The sequence below is a fragment of the Anaerosphaera aminiphila DSM 21120 genome, from assembly GCF_900129925.1.
Classification (GTDB): Bacteria; Bacillota; Clostridia; order Tissierellales; family Peptoniphilaceae; genus Anaerosphaera; species Anaerosphaera aminiphila.
Window position 1 is genome coordinate 43,071 of record NZ_FQXI01000011.1, and the last position, 21,456, is coordinate 64,526.

The following is a 21,456-nucleotide window of genomic DNA, read 5'->3' on the forward strand; positions in this document are numbered from 1 at the left end:
ATTTAAAAGGCACTCTCTTTAATTTTGAGAGTGCTTTTATATCTATATTGCTTGGAATTGTTAAAATGTAATTTCAGGATTTACTATATTTATAACATTTCCATTCTAATAGCCTATTTAATTTTAATTCTCTTGGTAAAACAAAGTATATTCTACCAAGCTTAAAGTTTTATTGAACTTTTAAATATAAGTTTTTATGTTAAATTACCTTTAAAATTTTTATACGAAAAAAGCACCCTTAGGCGCTTTATTCATCGTCATCATTCTCTTCTTTATCTTCTTTTTCCAGAATTTGAAGTTCTACTTCTTCTATTCTGTTGTCTTTTACTGACAACACTTTTAAAACTACCTCATCTTTATATTTTACAGATATACCTGTTTGATTGTCATTTGGAATATATCCAAGTAATTCAACAATTAAACCTGAAATTGTCTCGTGATTTTCTGAGCACAAGTCTACATTCAATTTTTCACTTACATCATCTATTTCCATTGATCCTGAAATTAAGTAAGTGTTTTCTCCTATTTTTTCCAGTTGAGGATTTACTTTGTCGTATTCGTCTTCGATTTCTCCAACAATTTCTTCTACAATGTCTTCAACTGTTACAATTCCGGAAAAGCCACCGTATTCATCAATCAATATTGCCATATAATTTTTAGTGGATTGTAATTCTTTTATTAATGAGTCTATTTTTTTTGTCTCCGGTACAAAATATGGCTCTTTTAGTATCTTATTTATGTCGACACTTTTATAGTCATTTTTTGAATACTCTACAAATAGATCTTTTAAATTTAGAATTCCAATAATATTATCTGCTTTTTCTTTAAATACAGGAACCCTTGAAAATCCGCTTTCTAAAATTTCTACAATTTTAGAGTTGTCAAATTCATCACAGTCAATCATATAAACCGATGTCCTTGGCGTCATTATTTCATATGCCATCTTGTCATCAAAGTCCATAATTTTAACTATCATTTCTTCGCCTGACGGATTTATTACACCTTGTTCTTGAGATACTCTAATATAAGATTTTAACTCTTCTTCTGATATTCTCTCTTCTACATCTTCTGAGTACTTTCCTAGTATTTTTAATACTAGAGTTGTGGTAAAAGATAAAAACTTTACAAAGGGATATGTTATTTTAGATATTATATCTATTATCCCCACAGATGCCAAAGCAACTTTTTCAGAATTTTGAAGAGCTATACGCTTAGGTACAAGTTCTCCAAATATTATCGTTACAAAAGATAATATTATTGTTATAAAAGCTAACGCAATAGTTGAAGCATAGGGTATCTTAAAATCCACTAGTACCGCTGCCAAATATGGCGATACCGATGTTGCTGCTGATGCTGATGAAAATAAGTTTGCAAGAGTTATACCAACTTGTATTGTAGATAAAAATCTTGTCTGATCTGAAGTAACTCTTAAAAGAGCTCTTGCCTTTTTATTTCCCTCATCTGCTAGCGTTTGAATTTTATTTCTGTTACTTGATACCATAGCCATTTCCGCTGATGCAAAAAATGCATTTATTGCGGTTAAAAAAACTATTACTAAAATTTTAGGCACAATACTGGGCCCAACACTGTCCATTTACATTCCTCCAAAATAATTTTATAATGATTATATCAAGTATATACTAAATTATCTACACTTTGAATTAAATATACTATATTTTAGGAGGATTTATGTTTTTTATTTTTGGAATAAATCAAAAAAGAAGAGATCTCGACTATAATTCAAATTTAATTATACACAGCTGTGGGAAATACGGTCGAATGGAAGTTTACATGGTCTATAGTTTATTTTCTTTATTTTTCATTCCAATTATAAAGTGGAACAAAAAATATTTCGTCAGATACACTTGTTGCAATCAAGTTTTTGAATTAGATAGAAAAGTGGGAAAGAAGATTGAGCATGGGGAAAATGTAGAGATAAAAGATGAATTTCTGTCAAATTTAGGCTATGAAAACGGCTTAATTAAGTGTCCAAATTGTGGAGCTCTCTCCAGCGACAGCTTTGACTTTTGTCCTCACTGTGGAGAGAGTTTAAAAAATTAAGAGGAGATTTTATTTTCTCCTCTTAGTTAAATACTTTTCTTATTTTATTTTCTATTGACTCTAAATAGCCCCTATTATCTTTTTCTACTTCTTCAACTTTTCCCAATCCGTCTTTTTTATCATAGGCAACATATTTTCTAAAGTCTACATACCCTATAATCATTATGCTAATTGCAAATATAACTACAGTTTTCAATATAAATCTTTTCATATTGCAACGTCCACCCACGCTTCATAGTCACAGGACTTTTCCAATTCTTCTATAGTTAGTTTTGCAGCCGAGTTTGCAGAACCTGCTGCAGGATAGACTATTTCATTTGCCTTTAAAGACTCATCTAAGTAAACTCTACAGCCTTCATTTATAGCAAAGGGACATACTCCTCCCACTTTATGACCTACTAACTCCACTGCCTCTTCAGGGCTTAACATTTTAGCTTTTTGTTTAAACTCTTCTTTAAATTTTTTGTTGTTTATCTTCGCATCACCTGATACTACTATTAAAAAAGCTCCTCCATTTTTATCTTTAAAACTTAAAGTTTTTGCTATTTCATTCGTAGTACATCCCACAGCTTCTGCTGCTTCTATTACTGTTGCTGAAGATACGTCAAATTCTTTAATTCTATCTTCAAATCCCTTTTCTTTTAAATACTCTACTACTTTTTCAAATGCCATTATTCTTTAAGCCTCCTTTGGACTTCTCTATAATTTTCAATGTATTTAGCTATTTCACTGTAAAAATCCTTTGAGTGATTGGGATGTTTTAAGTGAACTAACTCATGAAGCACAACTAATTTTATTTCATCTATTGGTCTCTTTGCCAAAAACAAATTTATATTAATAAGCTTTTTAGTGGGATAACAAGTTCCCCATCTGGCCTTCATTTTTCTAATTTTATATTCGTCTTGAACTAATCCCGTCATATTGTTAAATTCAAGAAAAATACTCTTAAGTACTTCTTCCAATTTTTCTCTGTAAAATTTTTCAACTTTAACTTCTGATGTTAAAGTCTTGGATATTTCAGGCTCCAAGAGTTCTCCAAATAAATAAATTTCTCCTGCTCCTATATTATTTACATATTTTTTACTTCGCTCTTTTTCAATTAGCTTTAATAGCTCTGCCTCGTGTTCCCTAACTGTTGCCAATATATCTCTTTCACTTAAGTATTTAGGTGCAGATACCAAAAGAGTTTCAGTCGTAGCTGAAACTCTGATGTACTTAATATTTTTTCTGACAATTTTTATTTCTACGCTCATATCTATAGTATAGGAGACAAAAGTCTACTTACTCCCTCTTTAATTTTTACAAATACTGATCTTCTCTCATAGTCTGCCAAAGTTATCTCCTTGGAATTTTTAACGTCATTTTCAAAATTTTTAATAAGTGTACTTGTAACTTCTTCATCAAATATAAATGCATTTGCCTCAAAGTTCAATTCAAAAGACCTTATGTCAAAATTTGCTGTTCCAATACTCGAGAGATAATCATCACAGCAAATTACTTTAGAGTGTAAAAATCCTCCTTGATAGTAGTATGCTCTGCATCCCCAATCTAAAAGCTCTCCAATAAAAGATGTACTTGCCCAGTGTACAAAAGGATGATCTCTTATTTCAGGTATCATAATATTTACCTCGCAACCTGAGAGTGCAGCCACTTTTAATGCATTAAATAACCCTTCATCAGGAACAAAGTATGGAGTTTGAATATATATTTTCTTTCTGGCCCTTGAAATTATTTTTTCATATCCATTTCTTATAGAGTCTACTTTTGTATCCGGTCCACTTGTCACTATACAAATGTCCTTATTTCCATATTCACTTTTCTCAAATACAGGAGTGATAAATGCCCCTTCTTTTTTATCTGCTGCGAAATTATAATCTAAGAAAAACCTAAATTGAAGCCCCATTACAGCAGGCCCTATAATTCTTATGTGGTCATCTCTCCAAAATCCAAATTTTTTGTCTTTTGAAATATATTCATCTCCCACATTTAATCCGCCCACATAGCCTATTTTATGGTCTATTACTATTATTTTTCTGTGATTTCTATAGTTTATATGAGTGTTAAATTTCCCAAATAAACCTGGAAAAAAAATGGCAAGTTTTACACCATTTTCTACTAAATCTCTTCTATCTTTTTGCTTAAGGTTTCTAGCTCCCATCCCATCTACTAATAACAGAACTTCCACACCTTCTCTTGATTTTTTCTTGAGAAGATTCATTAATTCTGTTCCAAGTCCATCAGATTTAAATATATAGGATTCAAAATATACAGATTTTTCTGCTGCTTCAATATCTTCAAATAGTTTTTTAAACATCTCTCTTCCATCACTGTACATTTCTATATCGTTGCCTTGATAGAAGGTTTCATCTTCTGAGACATTGAACATCTCAATCATTTCTACATATTCTCTTGTTCTTTCATTTTTAAATTTAAATTTCCCACTTTTTATTTCATTTAACTGACTTTGAGCATTTTTTCTCATCTTTATTTTTAAACTATCTTTTTTGTCAAATATTCTCTTTTTAGATAAATCTTGACCTATGAAAAGATATAAAATAAATCCGATAATTGGGAGAAAGTTAATTGCCATTACCCAAAGTAAAGTTGATGTAGGCTTTTTTCTCTCCATAAATATTATGGCTATTGTAAATATTACATTTATAAAAAATATAATACTGTATGACTGTATAAATCCCAATAAAACATCACTATAACCCAATATTAGCTCAGACAAAGAGTAGTATATTTCCATAAACATAAATTTTCACCATTACTTTACATATTTTTTTTCGACTTATATCTCGCTTGTGAATTTAAAACTTTCTTTCTAATTCTAAATCTGGTTGGAGTAATTTCTATAAGTTCGTCATCTTCTATAAACTCCAACGCTTCTTCAAGTGTCATTTGTTTTATTGGCGACAATCTCAAAGCGTCATCAGAACCAGATGCTCTTACGTTTGATTGCTTTTTCGTCTTAGTTACCGAAACTTCCAGCTCCACACCTTTTGGAGATTGACCCACTATTTGACCTTCATATACTTCAGAACCTGGTCCTAAAAACAGAACTCCTCTTTCCTGAGCATTGTGAAGTCCATATGCTGATGCAACTCCTGTATCAAAGGAAACTATAGATGCATCTACCCTCTTTGGTATTTCGCCTTTATATGGCTCATATGTGTCAAAATTTGAGTTGAGTATACCGTTGCCCTTAGTGTCAGTTAAAAACTCATTCCTGTAGCCTATAAGGCCTCTAGCAGGTATTCTAAACTCTAACCTTGCGTAGCCTCCTGTAGGCTCTTGCATAGTAACCAGTTCGCCTTTTCTCATTCCCAATTTTTCAATTACAGTTCCCACAAATTCATTTGACACGTCAACTGTAACTTTTTCTATTGGCTCTTGTTTCTTTCCATCTATTTCTTTAAATAGAACTTGAGGTTTTGAAACTTGAAATTCAAATCCCTCTCTTCTCATATTTTCTATTAGAACACTTAAGTGAAGTTCTCCTCTTCCTGAAACTTTAAAGGAATCTGTCAATTCAGTGTCTTCAACTCGCAAACTAACATCTGTTTGCAGTTCTCTATAGAGTCTATTTCTTATCTGTCTAGACGTTAAATACTTGCCTTCTTTTCCTGCAAAAGGAGAGTTGTTTACTGAAAAGTTCATTGCTATTGTAGGCTCTGAAATCTTTACAAACTCCAGTGGTTCAGGTGCATCTGCACTACAAATAGTATCTCCTATATTTATGTTCTCAATTCCCGCTATTGCAACTATAGAACCTGCTCTAGCTGTTTTAATGGGAACTCTGTCAAGTCCTTCAAATTCGTATATTTGTGCAATTTTAACTTTTTTAATTTCACTTGGATTTAAAAAGTTTACAATTACTACAGGATCTCCCTCATTAAAGACGCCTCTTTCAACTTTTCCCACTCCGATTCTTCCAACGTACTCATTGTAATCTATGGTAGATATCAATAATTGGAAAGGTGACTCTTCATCATCCTCAGGAGCCGGAATATATTTTACAATTGTATCAAATAAAGGGTCCATACTTTCACCCTCTACATCCAAGTCTAGAGTTGAAACTCCTTGCTTGGCAGATGTAAACACAAAAGGACACTCCAGTATTTCTTCACTTGCACCCATATCTATAAACAAATCTAAAACTTCGTCAATTACCTCGTGAGGTCTTGCTTCCGGTCTGTCAATTTTATTTATACAAACTATTACAGGCAAGTTCAATTCAAAAGATTTCTTCAGTACGAACTTAGTTTGTGGCATCGGCCCCTCAAAGGCATCTACCAATAAAACTACTCCGTTTACCATTTTTAAAACTCTCTCTACTTCTCCACCAAAATCCGCATGGCCCGGTGTATCTATAATATTAATTTTAACACCTTTGTGTTTCACAGAAGTGTTTTTTGAAAGTATGGTAATTCCTCTTTCTTTTTCAATATCATTTGAATCCATTACTCTGTCTTGAACAACTTGGTTTTCTCTATAAATACCTGATTGTTTTAACAGGGCATCTACTAAAGTTGTCTTTCCATGATCAACATGGGCAATTATTGCTATGTTTCTTACATCTTCTCTTATTTTAACCATCTTTTCACATCCAATCTACTAATGCTAAATTATAACACAATTGTACTTATTCTGTAAAAAAAATATATCTAATTTAATTGAAAATTAGATATATTTTCTTAAATCAAGTTTTATAAGTACAATTTAAATATTTTTTACCACTATAATTTCATTATTATTAAGCTCTAACCTATCTGTTAAAGCCTTTACTAAAAGTAGTCCTCTTCCACAACACTTTAATTCTCTAAAATCATAGGCATCAAAATCATATTCAATTCCGAAGCCTTCGTCCTTCACCCGTATGACAATTGCTTCTTCATTGACTGTAATATTTAAAAAAACGCACTTTCTATGATTTTCACGATTGCCATGAAGAACTCCGTTTATAACTAATTCATCTAATATTAGCTTTAAATCAAACATTAGCTCTTCATTACATATATGTTTTTCTAAATTTATTAAAGTATTTTCTATAAAGGGTTTAACTTGATTTAAGTCACTTTGAACAGACCCTTTAAACTTATAAATAACATTCATAACAATCAACTCCATTGTAATAAACTTTTACCCTGCAACTCTCATTCCTAACCACATGAATACTTTAAAACAATTAAAACACATCAAAACCTTTAAGTAATTAAAGTTTTAAAAACATATTTCCCTTTTTGAGATTATATTTTATAATTATGGATATAATATACTTAGTATAAAATTTATTTGAAGGGAGAATTTAAAATGCAAAAATATGAATGTACTCTATGTGGATATATATATGATCCTGCCATTGGAGATGAAGATGGAGGAGTAGCTCCAGGAACTTCTTTTGAAAGCATACCAGAAGATTGGGTTTGCCCACTTTGTGGAGCAGGTAAAGAAGATTTTGAACCATATAACGACTAACCAAAAATATAGGAGCTCATAGAGCTCCTTTTTTTATAAAACTTTTTCAGAAACTATCTGACCTACCTGCAATTTACGATCTGAATTGGGTTAGGTCATTATACTGTTGCGTTTGCCAAATTAGTCGTAGTTTTCAACCAAGCCCTTCAGCCTTGGGAAAACCTGACATTAGACCTACTACGAAATCAAAGATTTCTGTTAGGTCTCAAAAATTTGGACTTCTCTGCATCTTAAAGTTTTATCTACATCTTTGATTTAGTCTATAAAACTTATGCAACCTGTTGCCCAAGAACTTTTGCGATTGGCAGCAACTGTCTGCTACCTACCTGCAATTTACTCTGTAAATTGGGTTAGGCCATTATGTTTCACTATATCTTCAAAAATTTCCCACATTTCTTCCACCAAATCTTTTTTTTCAGAAGAAAATGGTATTATCATATCTTTGTTTTTAATTCCAAGCTTTTTAGCTATTGTGCTTACGTGTTTTGAATATTGGCCCCTTGAAATTTTATCAGCCTTTGTGGCAATTACTATTCCTGAGTAACCACTGTCAATTATATATTCAAACATCTGTAAATCCTGAGCTGTGGGCTCATGTCTAATATCTACCAGGAGTATTACTTCAAGTAAATTTTCTCTAACTTCAAGGTACTCATTTATTATTCCTGACCATGTGCTCTTTTCCGACTTGGAAACTTTTGCATATCCATATCCCGGTAAATCTACAAGTCTTAAATCGTCATTTACTCTGTAAAAATTGATAGTTCTGGTCTTTCCCGGAGTAGATGAAGTTCTAGCTAAATTTTTTCTATTTAGCATTGCATTTATAAAAGATGACTTGCCCACATTTGAACGTCCTGCAAAGGCAAATTCATATATGTCCTCTGGCGGATATTGTTCTTCATGAACTGCTACTTTTTCAAGTTCGGCTTTTATTACTTTCATTTTTTCTCCTTGAGAGCTATTTTTTCCACTTCTTTCATTTCTTTTACAGGAATAATTTTTACGCTCTTTAAAACTTCTTCTTCTATTTCAGTTAGATCTCTCGCATTTTCATGAGGTATTATTATAGTTTTTATTCCCATTCTCTGAGCTGCCAACAATTTTTCTTTTAATCCGCCTATTGGCAACACTCTACCCCTAAGTGTAATTTCTCCAGTCATTGCAACGTCTTTTTTTACAGGCCTGTTTGTAAGGGCTGAAAGCACACTTGTGGCAATGGTAATTCCTGCTGATGGTCCATCTTTTGGCACAGCTCCCTCAGGCACATGAATGTGAATATCTTTTTCTTTTCTAAAGTCCGCATCTATGTTGTAGTACTCACTATTGCTAGCCAAGTAAGACACTGCTGCCATTGCAGATTCTTTCATTACATCTCCAAGTTGTCCTGTTAAAGTCAGCTTTCCAGTTCCAGGCATTATTGTAGTTTCAATTGCCAGTGTTTCTCCGCCAACTTCTGTCCATGCAAGTCCGTTTACAACTCCAACTTGGTCTTCTTTTTCCACTTCATCAAATAAATATTTCTTTTCTCCCAAAAACTTATTTAAATTTCTGGAAGTTACAGAAATTTTTTCTTTTCCGTCTTCTACTATTTCAAGAGCTGCTTTTCTTGCGCACTTTGAAATTTCCTTTTCAAGAGATCTGACGCCTGACTCTCTAGTATAATAATTTACAATGTCTCTTAGAGCACTGTCAGAAATTGAAAACTGTGATTTTTTAAGTCCACTTTCTTTTATTTGCTTCGGAAGTAAATACTTCTTTCCTATATTAAATTTCTCTTCGGGTGTATATCCGCCAAGGGAAATAATTTCCATTCTATCTAGTAGTGGTCTTGGTATTGTTTGAACGCTATTTGCAGTTGTTACAAAAAATATATTTGAAAGGTCAAAGGGAAGTTCTAAATAGTGGTCAGTAAATGTCCTATTTTGTTCAGGATCCAATACTTCTAAAAGTCCACTTGCCGGATCTCCTCTATAACTGTTTCCAACTTTGTCTATTTCATCAAATAAAAATACAGGGTTGTTTTCTCCTGCCTTTTTTAAAAGAGTTATTATCCTTCCCGGAAGTGCTCCTACATAAGTTCTTCTGTGTCCTCTAATTTCAGCCTCATCAGTAACTCCTCCAAGGCTCATTCTCACACATTCTTTTCCAAGTGCATGAGCTATTGAAGATGCAATTGAAGTCTTTCCAACTCCTGGAGGCCCAACTAGACAGAGTATTGAACCCTTTACGTCAGTGGATAACTTTCTAACGGCAATAAATTCCAAAATTCTCTCTTTTACATTTTTAAGTCCATAGTGATCCGCATCTAAAATTTTTCTAGCTTTGTTTAAATCCACTTCATCTGAAGATGACTCAAGCCAAGGCAAGTCTAAAATCCAATCTAAATAGTTTGATATTACAGTATATTCAGGTGATGCTAAATTTGTCTTTGAAAGTTTTGAAAGTTCTTTCACTGCTTTTTCTTTCACCGCTTCAGGAAGTTTTTTTTCTTCTATTTTCTTTTCATAACTTAGAAGTTCACTTTCTTCACTTTCATCTCCCAATTCTTCGTGAATTACCTTTAACTGTTCTTTTAAATAGTATTCCCTTTGAATTTGGTTCATATTGGACTTTACACGTTGGTCTATATTTTTTTCTATAGACAGCATTTCAATTTCCCTTTGTAAAATTCCATGAAATAAAAGTAATCTGTTATAGGGATTTAACTCTTCTAGTAGCTGTTGACTCTCTTCTATTTTTAAATTTATATATGCTGCTGAAGTGTCTACAAGAGTAGATGCACTTGTCTTATCTACTACAGACTGAAGTAGCCCGGGAATTAATCTTTGGTCCAGCTCACTATACTTTTCAAGATCTTCCTCAACTAATCTAATTGCCGCTGTATTTTCTTTATTTTCTTCGTCGTCTTCCTCTTCTTCAAAGTTTTCAATTATGGCCTCTATATATTCGTCTCCAATAGAAAGTTCTTCAATTTTTCCACGATTAAGTCCTTCTACTAAAACTCTAACTATTCCACCTGGAAGTTTCAAGATTTGTTTAATTTTTCCTACAACGCCATATTCATATAGATCTTCCCCAGTGGGCTCTGCTATATTTGAGTCTTTTTGAGCTGTCACAAAGATAAGTGACTCTTTCATTTCAGCCGCTTCAACAGCTGCTATACTCTTTTCTCTGCCACAGTCAAAATGTGTTACCATTCTGGGAAATATAATTAAATCTCTAAGTGGGATTACTGGAAGTTTCATCTTTTTATCCATATTTGTCACCAGCTTTTCATTTAAAATTAGGCTCACTTAATGTGAGCCCTTATCATTTTTTTCTTCTTTCAAAATTAACTTTGGAGCTTTTTTCCCTTCAACTGATTCCTTGGTGATTACTACTTTTGCAATATCATCTCTTGAAGGTATTTCAAACATTATATCCATCATAGTATTTTCTATGACTCCTCTAAGTCCTCTAGCTCCTGTCTTTTTTTCTATAGCCAATTTGGCAATGTGCTTTAATGCACTTGGTTCAAATTCAAGTTCCACATCATCCATTTTTAAAAGTTCCTTGTATTGTTTTACAAGAGCATTTTTTGGCTTAGTTAGTATTTCTATTAACGCTTCTTCATCAAGTGCTTCAAGTGTTACTGTAACTGGAAGTCTTCCAATTAACTCGGGAATTAAACCGAATTTCAAAAGGTCCTCAACTTGAACTTTTTGAAGAATATTTTCTTTTTGTTTTTTTGTACTTACTACAGGGGAACTAAATCCCATGGTGTTTTTTCCTATTCTGGACTCTACAATACTTTCAATTCCATCAAAGGCTCCACCCACTATAAATAAGATATTAGTTGTATCAACTTGTATAAAATCTTGGTTTGGATGTTTTCTTCCACCCTGAGGTGGTACATTTGCAACAGTTCCCTCTATTATTTTTAAAAGCGCCTGTTGTACTCCCTCGCCACTTACATCTCTGGTTATTGATACATTTTCAGATTTTCTGGCAATTTTATCTATCTCATCTATATAAATTATTCCCTTTTCAGCTTTTTCAATATCATAATCTGCCGATTGAATTAATTTTAAAATTATATTTTCAACATCTTCTCCCACATATCCTGCTTCTGTAAGTGTTGTAGCATCGGCAATTGCAAAGGGAACATTTAAAATTTTTGCCAATGTTTGCGCTAAAAGAGTCTTTCCACTTCCAGTTGGTCCTAGAAGTAGTATATTGGATTTTTGAAGTTCTATATCCTGATTGCTTGTAGCTGAATTTATTCTCTTATAGTGATTGTAAACGGCAACAGAAAGAGCTCTCTTAGCCCTTTCCTGTTTTATTACATATGCGTCTAAAATACTTTTTATCTCAGCTGGTTTTTTAAGTTCAAATGTTTCTAAGTTGCTTTCAAAGCTCTCTTCGTTTATTATATCTGAACAAATTTTTATGCACTCATCACAAATATAAACATCTGGTCCCTTTATAAGTCTCTTTACTTGATTCTGTGTCTTGCCACAAAACGAGCATTTTAATAGTTCATCAGATTTTGACATTTACACCTCAGCCTCTTTTTTCTACAACTTTATCTATCAATCCATACTCAACTGCCTCAGTTGCTGAAAGGAAGTAATCTCTATCTGTATCCCTTTCAATTTTTTCTAATGGCTGTCCTGTTTCCTTAGCAAGGATTTTATTAATTTTTTCTCTTGTCTCAAGAATTTTTTCTGCGTGAATTTTTATATCAGAAGCCTGTCCTTGTGCTCCTCCTAGTGGTTGATGAATCATAATTTCTGCATTTGGAAGGGCAAGTCTCTTTCCCGGTGTTCCGGCAGCAAGTAAGAATGCTCCCATTGATGCAGCCATTCCTATACAGATAGTAGATACATCACACTTTATAAAGTTCATTGTGTCAAATATTGCAAATCCCGAGCTTACTACTCCTCCTGGACTGTTAATATAAATTTCTATATCCTTATCTGGATCTTCTGATTCTAGAAATAACAATTGAGCTACTATTAAATCTGCAACATTATCGTTAATTTCACCACTTAAAAAAATTATTCTATCTTTTAAAAGTCTAGAGTAAATATCATAAGATCTTTCTCCACGATTGGTTTGTTCAACTACCATTGGCACTAATGCCATAATATCACCATTTCTTTCTATTTTTCTTCTACTTCTTCTTCAACTTGTTTTTCTACAAATTTTGCATTTTCAACTAATAAGTCTAAAACTTTTCTATTAGCTAAATTTTCTTTAATGCCATCTTTACTTGATTCCAGCATATATTCTTTCATTTTTTCCTGTTGTTCTGCATCTTCTGGGAAGTATTCTTTTACAAGTTTTTCAACTTCTGCAATTACGTCTTCTTCTGAGATTTCAAAGTTTTCTTCCTTTGCAATTGCCTCTAGTGCAAGACTCATCTTAACTTGTTTTACTGCATCTTCTCTCAAGTTTTCGCCAAAAGCTTCTATTGTAGTGCCAAGCATTTTAACGTAGTCTTCAAGGTTCATTCCCTGTGCTCTTAAACTGCTGTCAAAGTTTTGCATTTGGGAGTTTATTTGTGAATTAACCATTCCGTTTGGAACTTCAACTTCCATAGTTTCCACTATTTTATTTAAAATAGCTTCTTCTTTTTCTGATTTAGCTCTTGCTTCAAATTCAGTTTCTTTTTTAGCTTTTACATCTGCTCTATATTCATCTACTGTATCAAAATCAGAGATGTCTTTTATAAACTCATCATCTAATTCAGGAAGTTCTTCATAGCTAATTGAGTTAAGTTTTACTTTAAATACTACATCTTTTCCCTTTAAGTCCTCTGCATGGTAATCTTCTGGGAAAGTTACATTTACGTCAAATTCTTCATCCAGATTGTGTCCTACAATTTGATCTTCAAATCCCGGAATAAATGAATTTGAACCAAGTTCTAACTCATGTCCCTCAGCAGCTCCGCCATCAAACTCTTCTCCGTCAAGAAAACCCTTGAAGTCAATGTTTACTTTGTCTCCGGATTTAGCAGCTCTGTCATCTACATTTACAATTCTAGCATTCATTTTTCTTTGATTTTCCAGTTCAGAATCTATTAGTTCATCTGTAACTTCATATGCTATTTCTTGTACTTCTACACCCTTATATTCTGAAAGTTTTACTTCAGGTTTTACATCTACAGAAAATTCTACTTCTACGTCTTTTCCTGAGTGTGCTTCTTCAATGTTAATTTCAGGTTGTTCTACCGGTTCAATTCCCAGTTCTTCTACAGCTTTTTCATAGTATTTTGGAAGCACTTCATTTAGTGCATCTTCTAAAAATACTTCTTTGCCATACATATTTTCAATTATTTTTCTTGGAGCATGTCCCTTTCTAAATCCTGGAACTTGAAAATACTTTTTGTTTTTTAAATATATTTCTTTTTCTGCACTTTCTACGTCTTCTGCCTTTACCACCATATCAAAATATACTTTGTTATTTTCTTTCTTTTTAATTTCAGTCATAATATCCTCCGTTTACCTTAAGGTCTATTTATTTACAATTAATTAATTATACCATAACCACTACAATTTACTATATTTTTTAAATATCAATAAGTCCTTCTTTTAGCTCAGCAATTTCATCTTCTGTAAAAGTTATTCCCTTTGACATTTTAAGATGTTCTTCATCCCATTCTCTTATATCGTACTTAGGAGCTCTTTTGTTCCAGCTAACTAAGTTAAACTCCTTACTCCAACCCTTTGCATTTGTGGATAGAGTTTTTATATGTTTTACAATTTCAAATTGAAAATCAGACATTTAATCCTCCAATTACGCTATATTTAAAAATAATTTTTATTTTAAAACTTTTTAAATTTATAGTAGTTATTTTCCTATTTCTCTATAAACTCTTTCAAAAGCTTCTTTCACTGTAATCTCTTCTTTTTCTTTATCTCTTCTATTAGAATACTCTATTACTTCTTCAACTGCTCTTTTCCCAACTGTAATTCTAAGAGGTATTCCTATGAGATCTCTGTCTTTAAACTTAACTCCGGCCCTCTCATTTCTATCATCTAGTAAAACTTCCACTCCAGAATCTAAAAATTCACTATATATTTTTTCACCAAGATCCATTTGTTCTTCATCTTTGCTGTTTATTACAGTTATTATAACTTGATATGGTGCCACACTCATTGGCCAAATTATTCCATCTTCGTCGTAGTTTTGCTCTACTATGGCTGAAACAGACCTTGTAACTCCAACTCCATAAGAACCCATCCAAATAAGTTTTTCTTTTCCGTTTTCATCTAAATAAGTTGCATCTAAGGCCTCTGAATACTTTGTACCTAATTGGAATATATTTCCAACCTCTATTCCTCTGGCAAACATATACTCTTCGCCGGTTTCTTCTATTATGTCACCTTGTTTTACTTCAAGTAAGTCCTCACATACTTCTCCTGAAAAGTCTCTTCCATAGTTTCCGTTCTTTATATGGTAGCCTTCTCTGTTAGCCCCTATAGACATGTTGTCAATTTTTGTTACAGATTCGTCAAATATAAGTTTAACATTCTTGTCAAGTCCAATAGGTCCTGTAAATCCAACAGCAGAATTAATAGAGTTTATCTCCTCATCAGTCATAAGTTCTATTTCATGATCTGGAGTTTGCAGGTAACTTTCAAGCTTTGACATGTTAAGCTCTCTGTCCCCTGGTATAAATACCACTACAGGTTCTTCTCTAACCATTAAATCTATTGCCTTTAAACATCTATTTTTTTCAACGCCCAAAAACTCTGCAACTTCTTCAATTGTCTTTAAATTTGGTGTGCTGACTTCTTCCAGTTCTCTTGGACTTTCACTTTCAGGGATTTCATATACAACTTTTGCTTTTTCAGAAGTTGCAGCATACTTCCCACTTGGTGAATATGCAATTTCACCTTCTCCTGTTTCTGAAAGAGCTATAAACTCATGAGATTTACTTCCTCCCATTGCACCATTGTCGCCCTCAACTATTTTATAGTCCAAATTTAATCTGTCAAATATTTTTTCATAGGCTCTGTACATTTCCATATAGGACTCTTCTAAAGTACTAGGTGATGTATCAAAGGAATATGCATCCTTCATAGAAAACTCCCTAGCTCTGTTTATTCCAAAACGTGGTCTCTTTTCATCTCTATACTTAGTTTGTATTTGATATAAATTAAGTGGAAGTTGTTTATAAGACCTCACTTCATCTTTTATTAAAGTTGTAAAATACTCCTCCGCTGTCGGTCCCAGACAAAATTCTCTGTCATTTCTATCTTTTAATTTAAACATCTCCGGGCCAAATCTATCCCAGCGTCCACTAGCCTCCCAGATTTCCTTAGGTTGAATAGCGCTCATTAAAATTTCTTGAGACCCTGCTCTATCCATTTCCTCTCTTACAATTTTTTCTACTTTTTTTACTACTCTATATCCAAGAGGCAAGTAAGTATAAATTCCACTTGCTGATTTTCTTATAAAGGCGCCCCTTAAAAGAAGTTTATGCGATGCAACTTCGGCATCAGACGACACTTCTCTAAGCGTTGGCATGTACATTTTAGAAAGTTTCATATATTCCTCCAACTTTTTATTCCAATTCGCTCTAATATTATAATATGTAAATTTGAGTCTTTCAAGTTTTCAAGCACTATTTATAATAATCCTATCATATTTTTCACCTTCTGCTACACTAATGCCATACTTAATATAATTTACTAACCAAACCCACATAAATCAATTATATATAATAAACTTCAAAAAGTGTTTTATTTTTACATTTTTAATTAAAATATTTCTCCTTTGGGTAATTAATGGTAAAGGAGGTATTAATATCTGTGAAAAATTCACCTGAAAATTTAATCTACAAACTTACATACATAGATGATAAAGAAGTAGTTTATAATCTGTTCTTCAAAGACTTTAAAAATTCACATTCTCTAAATAGCTTTTTAACATACCAAAAATTTAAAGTTTTAGATATTGTAGTATTAAGTGAAGTAGTGAAAATTCAGGAAGAGACAACTTCATAGAAGTGCTGACTAAAATTCAAATAGGAGGTGAATTTAAAACTCACAACACAAAACAGTAAAAGAAGATGGAGACTATAAATTAATATTTAGTCGATTTTTTTATTCACAATTAAATTAGGAGGAACTTATGAAAAAATATAATAAGAAAATTATATCTTGCCTACTAGCTCTTTCAATGTTAATTTCTTTTTTGGGACCACTTTCAAATACTGCCTATGCAGAAAGTATGACCCTGTCTCAAAGTGAAATTCAACTTACAAAGGAAGGTACAGTTAAAATCACCGCCACTTTTGATTACGATGTAAATCCCGAAAACTTAGTTTGGACTCTTGGAGATAAAGATATTAAAGAGTGGAAATCCTTTAACGAAGAAACCGGAAAATATGAACTTGATCCGTGGATTGAAATTAAAGATGTAAAGGTGGAAAGTGGAACAGTTTCTGCAACACTGGAAAATAAACTCCCATATGGAATTGAAAATACTGAAAACAGACCCTATCCTAGATGGACTTTCGAAGAATTACTAGGTACATACCCACTAAAAGTAACTGATACAAAATCAGAAGATACACTTAGTGTAAATTTAAAAATTAACAACTATGTTGGCTTTCACAAATATGAAGAAATTAAACCAGCCTTAGATAAAGTTATAGATATTGGAAATAAAAACAACAATAGATATTTTGAATATCAATCCATAGGAAAAAGTGTTGAGGGAAGGGACCTTCACTTTGTAATAGTGGCAAAAAATAGGGAAGCTGTAGATAACTACCTAAACAACACTTTGCCAACTGCACTTGAAACACCTTCCACAGTTATTGAAAAAATCGACAGTGAAACTATTGGCGAATATCAAATCCCAATATTTATAAACAATATACACCCTGATGAATCACCTGGTGTTGACTCTCAAATGTCACTGTTATATAAGTTGGCATTAGACGAAGAAATTACATTTAACACAGATAAGGCCGGAAATACTTCCAGTTTAAAAGTAGATGATATTCTAGACAATTTTATACTTCTATTTGACATTACTCAAAATCCTGATGGTAAAGAACACAACACCAGAGAAAATGCAAATAAACTGGATATAAATAGAGATAATGTGTACCAAACTCAACCAGAGACCAAAGCTCTTGCAGAAACTCTTGCAAAATATAATCCCGTTGCATTTTTGGACCTACATGGTTTTGTTGAAGAATTTTTAATTGAACCTTGTACCCCTCCACACGAGCCGAACTTTGAATACGACTTGCTAATGGGTGGCCCTAGAGATTCTAAATCGGGAGATACACTGGGTGCCCCTGGAGCAATTGAAAATGCAAGACATATGGGAGATATTGCAATCGCAAATACAAAATACGATAGCTATATAATTCCTATGTTTGACTATGAATCAGGCTGGGATGATGACTTTTTAGGATATACGGGAGTCTTTTCACTAATTCACGGTGCCCTTGGCCATACTGTTGAAATTCCTGAACAAAATGAACAGAGTATGATTGCACATGAACACACTATAATTGGTGCAATAGACTATATATCTCAAAACAAAAATGAAATATACAAAAATCAACTGTTGATAAACCAACGTGGCATAGACAATGAAGACAATAAAAATGTAGACACTTGGCACATTGACCCAAGCGGAAATCAAATAGGTAGACCTAGAGGAGAAAATGAAAACTTCTTCCCTGACTACTACATTTTGCCTCTTGACAAGGCAAATCAAAAAAATCCACTGGAAGTTTACAACATGGTGGAATACTTCATTAGAAATAATGTAAAAGTTTACACTTCCACACAACCTGTGGAATACAAAGGAGTTAATTATCCTACCGGATCTATAGTAATGCCACTTAATCAAGCTAAAAAATCTCTCTTAAATGCAGCTCTATTTACCGGAACTGATGAATCGCAGTGGGATGCAATGTATGCAGAAGTAGTTTTAAACTTCCCTGCAATGAGAGGTTTTGACAGTATTGAAGTTAGAAGTAGCGGACTATTTGATAGCAAACTTCAAGAAGTTAAATCTAAAATTTCAAAACCTGCTACAACTATAAATCACAGTACAGAAAAAACTATTGTAGAAAACAACAGCACTGATGCAATTAAAGCTGTAAACAATTTGTTAAATAAAAATTTACCAGTGTCAATAGTTGCAAAACCAAGTGACAAAATAAATGCAGGAAACTTTATAGTAAATACTAAAGATTTAAAAGCTATTTCATCAAATTACTACTTATCTGTATTGCCACTTGAGGAGAAAATAGAATCTAAGGAAGTTAAAAAATCAAACATATACCTTCCACCTTCTGGCTCAAATTACTCTTCACTAACTGATTCAACAAGATTTGTATTAAAAGACTTGGGCTTTAATTTAGTTACAGATATTGGATTGGCAGATGTAGTTGTAGATTCTTCAGGTACACTTGATGCAAAATCTCTTACAGGTAAAAACTATATTGGAATAGGCGGACAAGCTATTTCAAGTGCTGAAGAAAGTGGACTATATCCCCTAAAGACAAAGATGAATGAAGAAGGTAATTCAAACGAAGGACTTCTAAAAGCAAAATATGACACTTCATCTCCAATTACAGGAGTATATAATGAGGATGACTTATCATATATTGCAAGTGGAACTGTAATAACTGAAACCAGACCTGAGGCAAAAATATTTGCAAGAGTTTCAAGTGATGATGATTTCTACATCCAAGGTTGGTGGCCAAGTCATGACTTTGTAAAGGGACAAATTTTAGGTTTTTCAGATACTTACAACAACTCAAACTTTGTGTTCTTTGCAAGTGACATAACTAATAAGGCTCATACAACTCACCTGTTTAGACAACTTTCAAATGCAATATACACTATAAATAGTGGGTCATTTACCACAGGTAATGGAATATAAACTTATAATTTTAACAAGTGCTCTTAAATTTAAGGGCACTTGTTTTTATAATTCATAGTAAATTTTAATAATTTAATTTTTCTAATAATTCACTTCTTTTTAATAAAGCTTAAAAGTTATTCTAAAATGCTATATAATATTATTATGTATTTTAAGTTGTTACATATAAAATAGGAGTGATAAAAATGAAAGTATTTATAACCAGTACAATTCCAGATAAAGTTTTAAAGTTGTTAGAGGGAAAATTTGAATTAAACTATAATGACAGTTTAATTCCACTGTCAAAGGAAGAAATTATAAAGGGTCTTGCCGATGCTGAAGCACTAGTATGTCCTCTTTCAGACAAGATTGACGCAGAAGTTATTAACTCTTCTAAAAATTTAAAGTTGATTTGTAACTACGGCGCAGGTTTTGACAATATAGATATAAACACTGCAAGAGACAATGGAATAATAGTCACAAATGCCCCTGCTCCTTCATCAGCAGTTTCCACGGCAGAGCTGGCTTTTAGTTTAATCCTTGCCCTATCCAGAAATTTAATTAACGGAGACAAGTTTATGCGCCGTGAAAAGTTTTATGGATGGAGACCGACTTTTTACCTTGGAAGTGAACTAAGGGGAAAGACTCTTGGAATTATCGGAATGGGAAATATTGGGAAAAACGTTGCAAAAAGAGCAATTGCCTTTGAAATGAATGTAATTTACTATTCACGCAACAGAAAAGAAGATATTGAAAAATTAGGTGCAAAATATGCAGATATTAAAGATGTAATTAAAAATTCTGACTTTATATCTCTTCACTCAGCTTTTGCCCCTGAATTAAAACACTTAATTTCAAATGATGAATTTGACATGATGAAAGAAAGTGCATTTTTAATAAATACAGCTAGAGGTCCTCTCGTTGAAGAAAAAGCTTTAATTAAGGCACTTAAAGAACATAAGATAAGAGGCGCAGCTCTTGACGTATATGAGTTTGAACCCAAATTTTCAAAAGAACTTATTGAACTTGACAATGTTGTGTTGGAACCTCACATTGGAAATGCAACTTTTGAAGCAAGAGAAGAAATGGGAGTGGCTGTTGCCAACAATCTCTTAGACTACAGTGAAAATAAAATTCCAAGAAATAAAGTAAATTAGATTAAAAAAAGTACTTAGGCATAAAATCCTAAGTACTTTTTTCAGATTTACTTATATTATATAGCAGTCCAACCGCCATCAACATTTAGCAGTTGTCCTGTAGTATAAGATGAAGCTTCAGATGCAAAGTATATAATTGCACTGTCTAGTTCTCCACTTTTACCGGCTCTACCCATAGGGCAATAAGTTTGTAGTACTGTATTAAATTCTTCATTTGCCAATACGTCATGTGTCATTTCTGACTCAAAGTATGCAGGACCTACGGAGTTAACTGTTATTCCATATTTTGCCCACTCATTTGCAAGGGCCTTTGTCATCATTAACACTGCTCCCTTTGTAGTTGCATAGGCAGTCATTGTATCAGCATGTGGCATTGCAACTCTTGAGTGTATTGATCCTAAGTTTATAACTCTTCCGTATTTATTTTTCTTCATTATCTTTCCAACTTCTCTGGCAACTTTGAAAACTCCGTCAATATTAGTTCTCATCATTCTATCCCAAGTTTCATCACTCATTGTGTCTGCAGGTTCACCTATTCCAAGACCTGCATTGTTTACTAATATGTCAATTTTGCCATAGTGTTCTTCTATATTTTTAACAGCTCCTATTACACTTTCACTGTTCGTTACATCACATACTTGATAAAATACTTCGTATCCCTTCGATTCCAAATCTTTTTTTACTTCTTCCAGCTTTTCTTTTCTTCTTGCAACAAGAGCAAGTTTTGCACCTTGATTTCCAAGTGCATTTGCAAATTGAACTCCCAGTCCACTTGACGCACCTGTTACCATTGCAACTCTTCCAGTTAAATCAAAATAATTTTTCATGTATCTATCCTCCAAATATTTATTAAAATTATGCTTTACTC

Annotated in this window: 20 protein-coding genes; 5 read left to right on the forward strand and 15 right to left on the reverse strand. The window is 32.8% G+C overall.

The annotated features are described in order from the left end of the window. Positions 1 to 247 precede the first annotated feature (247 nt). Entirely contained in the window at positions 248 to 1,594 is a 1,347-nt protein-coding gene (locus BUB47_RS07335; RefSeq protein ID WP_073185080.1) for a hemolysin family protein, read from the reverse strand. Between the two features lie 95 nt (positions 1,595 to 1,689). On the opposite strand from BUB47_RS07335, the gene BUB47_RS07340 reads away from it, so the two are divergent. Further along, positions 1,690 to 2,061, forward strand: coding sequence for a zinc ribbon domain-containing protein (locus BUB47_RS07340; RefSeq protein ID WP_073185081.1), 372 nt, complete (start codon positions 1,690 to 1,692; stop codon positions 2,059 to 2,061). A gap of 22 nt (positions 2,062 to 2,083) precedes the next feature. On the opposite strand, the gene BUB47_RS07345 is transcribed toward BUB47_RS07340, so the two are convergent. From BUB47_RS07345 to BUB47_RS07370, 6 genes are all read right to left on the reverse strand, one after another. Continuing rightward, positions 2,084 to 2,272, reverse strand: a complete 189-nt coding sequence (locus BUB47_RS07345; protein ID WP_073185082.1) for a hypothetical protein — start codon at positions 2,270 to 2,272, stop codon at positions 2,084 to 2,086. After that, on the reverse strand, positions 2,269 to 2,733 hold the full coding sequence (locus BUB47_RS07350; RefSeq protein ID WP_073185083.1) for a YbaK/EbsC family protein: 465 nt from the start codon (positions 2,731 to 2,733) through the stop codon (positions 2,269 to 2,271). The genes BUB47_RS07345 and BUB47_RS07350 overlap by 4 nt, the downstream gene beginning before the upstream one ends. Continuing rightward, complete coding sequence (locus BUB47_RS07355) at positions 2,733 to 3,314, reverse strand: M48 family metallopeptidase (protein WP_073185084.1); 582 nt, start codon at positions 3,312 to 3,314, stop codon at positions 2,733 to 2,735. Before BUB47_RS07355 ends, BUB47_RS07350 begins: the two co-directional genes overlap by 1 nt. A 2-nt stretch (positions 3,315 to 3,316) precedes the next feature. Continuing rightward, positions 3,317 to 4,819, reverse strand: a complete 1,503-nt coding sequence (gene cls / locus BUB47_RS07360; RefSeq protein ID WP_083529142.1) for a cardiolipin synthase — start codon at positions 4,817 to 4,819, stop codon at positions 3,317 to 3,319. A gap of 17 nt (positions 4,820 to 4,836) precedes the next feature. Further along, the gene (typA, locus tag BUB47_RS07365; RefSeq protein ID WP_073185085.1) at positions 4,837 to 6,663 is read right to left on the reverse strand and encodes a translational GTPase TypA; all 1,827 of its coding nucleotides are present in this window, start codon (positions 6,661 to 6,663) and stop codon (positions 4,837 to 4,839) included. 123 nt (positions 6,664 to 6,786) lie between these two features. Further along, the gene (locus BUB47_RS07370; protein WP_073185086.1) at positions 6,787 to 7,179 is read right to left on the reverse strand and encodes an ATP-binding protein; all 393 of its coding nucleotides are present in this window, start codon (positions 7,177 to 7,179) and stop codon (positions 6,787 to 6,789) included. A gap of 198 nt (positions 7,180 to 7,377) precedes the next feature. Between BUB47_RS07370 and rd the strand changes: the two genes are divergently transcribed. Then, positions 7,378 to 7,542, forward strand: a complete 165-nt coding sequence (rd, locus tag BUB47_RS07375; RefSeq protein WP_073185087.1) for a rubredoxin — start codon at positions 7,378 to 7,380, stop codon at positions 7,540 to 7,542. 333 nt (positions 7,543 to 7,875) lie between these two features. Here rd and yihA read toward each other — a convergent pair whose 3' ends face one another. The 7 genes from yihA to BUB47_RS07410 all read right to left on the reverse strand — a co-directional run bounded on the left by yihA (position 7,876) and on the right by BUB47_RS07410 (position 16,083). Further along, on the reverse strand, positions 7,876 to 8,487 hold the full coding sequence (gene yihA, locus BUB47_RS07380) for a ribosome biogenesis GTP-binding protein YihA/YsxC (protein ID WP_073185088.1): 612 nt from the start codon (positions 8,485 to 8,487) through the stop codon (positions 7,876 to 7,878). Then, positions 8,484 to 10,802, reverse strand: coding sequence for an endopeptidase La (gene lon / locus BUB47_RS07385; RefSeq protein WP_073185089.1), 2,319 nt, complete (start codon positions 10,800 to 10,802; stop codon positions 8,484 to 8,486). The genes yihA and lon overlap by 4 nt, the downstream gene beginning before the upstream one ends. Positions 10,803 to 10,838: 36 nt before the next feature. After that, positions 10,839 to 12,080: an ATP-dependent Clp protease ATP-binding subunit ClpX gene (clpX, locus tag BUB47_RS07390; protein WP_073185090.1), complete on the reverse strand. Its 1,242-nt coding sequence runs from the start codon at positions 12,078 to 12,080 to the stop codon at positions 10,839 to 10,841. 7 nt (positions 12,081 to 12,087) lie between these two features. After that, positions 12,088 to 12,672, reverse strand: coding sequence for an ATP-dependent Clp endopeptidase proteolytic subunit ClpP (gene clpP, locus BUB47_RS07395; RefSeq protein ID WP_073185091.1), 585 nt, complete (start codon positions 12,670 to 12,672; stop codon positions 12,088 to 12,090). Between the two features lie 17 nt (positions 12,673 to 12,689). Beyond that, positions 12,690 to 14,018 carry a trigger factor gene (gene tig / locus BUB47_RS07400; protein ID WP_073185092.1) on the reverse strand — a complete coding sequence of 443 codons (1,329 nt, stop codon included), beginning with the start codon at positions 14,016 to 14,018 and terminating at the stop codon, positions 12,690 to 12,692. 79 nt (positions 14,019 to 14,097) lie between these two features. Beyond that, the gene (locus BUB47_RS07405; protein ID WP_073185093.1) at positions 14,098 to 14,313 is read right to left on the reverse strand and encodes a YdbC family protein; all 216 of its coding nucleotides are present in this window, start codon (positions 14,311 to 14,313) and stop codon (positions 14,098 to 14,100) included. Positions 14,314 to 14,379: 66 nt separating this feature from the next. Next, positions 14,380 to 16,083 (reverse strand): proline--tRNA ligase, encoded by a 1,704-nt coding sequence (locus tag BUB47_RS07410; RefSeq protein ID WP_073185094.1) that lies wholly within the window; start codon positions 16,081 to 16,083, stop codon positions 14,380 to 14,382. 263 nt (positions 16,084 to 16,346) lie between these two features. Here BUB47_RS07410 and BUB47_RS07415 point away from each other — a divergent pair, with 263 nt between their 5' ends. The 3 genes from BUB47_RS07415 (at position 16,347) to BUB47_RS07425 (ending at position 20,588) form a co-directional block, all read left to right on the forward strand. Further along, positions 16,347 to 16,541, forward strand: a complete 195-nt coding sequence (locus tag BUB47_RS07415) for a hypothetical protein (RefSeq protein WP_073185095.1) — start codon at positions 16,347 to 16,349, stop codon at positions 16,539 to 16,541. 127 nt (positions 16,542 to 16,668) lie between these two features. After that, positions 16,669 to 19,452, forward strand: coding sequence for a M14 family zinc carboxypeptidase (locus BUB47_RS07420; protein WP_073185096.1), 2,784 nt, complete (start codon positions 16,669 to 16,671; stop codon positions 19,450 to 19,452). Positions 19,453 to 19,637: 185 nt separating this feature from the next. Next, on the forward strand, positions 19,638 to 20,588 hold the full coding sequence (locus BUB47_RS07425; protein ID WP_073185097.1) for a 2-hydroxyacid dehydrogenase family protein: 951 nt from the start codon (positions 19,638 to 19,640) through the stop codon (positions 20,586 to 20,588). Between the two features lie 56 nt (positions 20,589 to 20,644). Here BUB47_RS07425 and BUB47_RS07430 read toward each other — a convergent pair whose 3' ends face one another. Beyond that, positions 20,645 to 21,415 (reverse strand): SDR family oxidoreductase, encoded by a 771-nt coding sequence (locus tag BUB47_RS07430; protein ID WP_073185098.1) that lies wholly within the window; start codon positions 21,413 to 21,415, stop codon positions 20,645 to 20,647. Positions 21,416 to 21,456 lie beyond the last annotated feature (41 nt).

What these genes read in the sequence shown, in the direction of transcription:
- BUB47_RS07335 (WP_073185080.1), bottom strand. Translation starts at nt 1,594, where the DNA reads ATGGACAGTGTTGGGCCCAGTATTGTGCCTAAAATTTTAGTAATAGTT.
- BUB47_RS07340 (WP_073185081.1), top strand. Translation starts at nt 1,690, where the DNA reads ATGTTTTTTATTTTTGGAATAAATCAAAAAAGAAGAGATCTCGACTAT.
- BUB47_RS07345 (WP_073185082.1), bottom strand. Translation starts at nt 2,272, where the DNA reads ATGAAAAGATTTATATTGAAAACTGTAGTTATATTTGCAATTAGCATA.
- BUB47_RS07350 (WP_073185083.1), bottom strand. Translation starts at nt 2,733, where the DNA reads ATGGCATTTGAAAAAGTAGTAGAGTATTTAAAAGAAAAGGGATTTGAA.
- BUB47_RS07355 (WP_073185084.1), bottom strand. Translation starts at nt 3,314, where the DNA reads ATGAGCGTAGAAATAAAAATTGTCAGAAAAAATATTAAGTACATCAGA.
- cls (WP_083529142.1), bottom strand. Translation starts at nt 4,819, where the DNA reads ATGTTTATGGAAATATACTACTCTTTGTCTGAGCTAATATTGGGTTAT.
- typA (WP_073185085.1), bottom strand. Translation starts at nt 6,663, where the DNA reads ATGGTTAAAATAAGAGAAGATGTAAGAAACATAGCAATAATTGCCCAT.
- BUB47_RS07370 (WP_073185086.1), bottom strand. Translation starts at nt 7,179, where the DNA reads ATGAATGTTATTTATAAGTTTAAAGGGTCTGTTCAAAGTGACTTAAAT.
- rd (WP_073185087.1), top strand. Translation starts at nt 7,378, where the DNA reads ATGCAAAAATATGAATGTACTCTATGTGGATATATATATGATCCTGCC.
- yihA (WP_073185088.1), bottom strand. Translation starts at nt 8,487, where the DNA reads ATGAAAGTAATAAAAGCCGAACTTGAAAAAGTAGCAGTTCATGAAGAA.
- lon (WP_073185089.1), bottom strand. Translation starts at nt 10,802, where the DNA reads ATGGATAAAAAGATGAAACTTCCAGTAATCCCACTTAGAGATTTAATT.
- clpX (WP_073185090.1), bottom strand. Translation starts at nt 12,080, where the DNA reads ATGTCAAAATCTGATGAACTATTAAAATGCTCGTTTTGTGGCAAGACA.
- clpP (WP_073185091.1), bottom strand. Translation starts at nt 12,672, where the DNA reads ATGGCATTAGTGCCAATGGTAGTTGAACAAACCAATCGTGGAGAAAGA.
- tig (WP_073185092.1), bottom strand. Translation starts at nt 14,018, where the DNA reads ATGACTGAAATTAAAAAGAAAGAAAATAACAAAGTATATTTTGATATG.
- BUB47_RS07405 (WP_073185093.1), bottom strand. Translation starts at nt 14,313, where the DNA reads ATGTCTGATTTTCAATTTGAAATTGTAAAACATATAAAAACTCTATCC.
- BUB47_RS07410 (WP_073185094.1), bottom strand. Translation starts at nt 16,083, where the DNA reads ATGAAACTTTCTAAAATGTACATGCCAACGCTTAGAGAAGTGTCGTCT.
- BUB47_RS07420 (WP_073185096.1), top strand. Translation starts at nt 16,669, where the DNA reads ATGAAAAAATATAATAAGAAAATTATATCTTGCCTACTAGCTCTTTCA.
- BUB47_RS07425 (WP_073185097.1), top strand. Translation starts at nt 19,638, where the DNA reads ATGAAAGTATTTATAACCAGTACAATTCCAGATAAAGTTTTAAAGTTG.
- BUB47_RS07430 (WP_073185098.1), bottom strand. Translation starts at nt 21,415, where the DNA reads ATGAAAAATTATTTTGATTTAACTGGAAGAGTTGCAATGGTAACAGGT.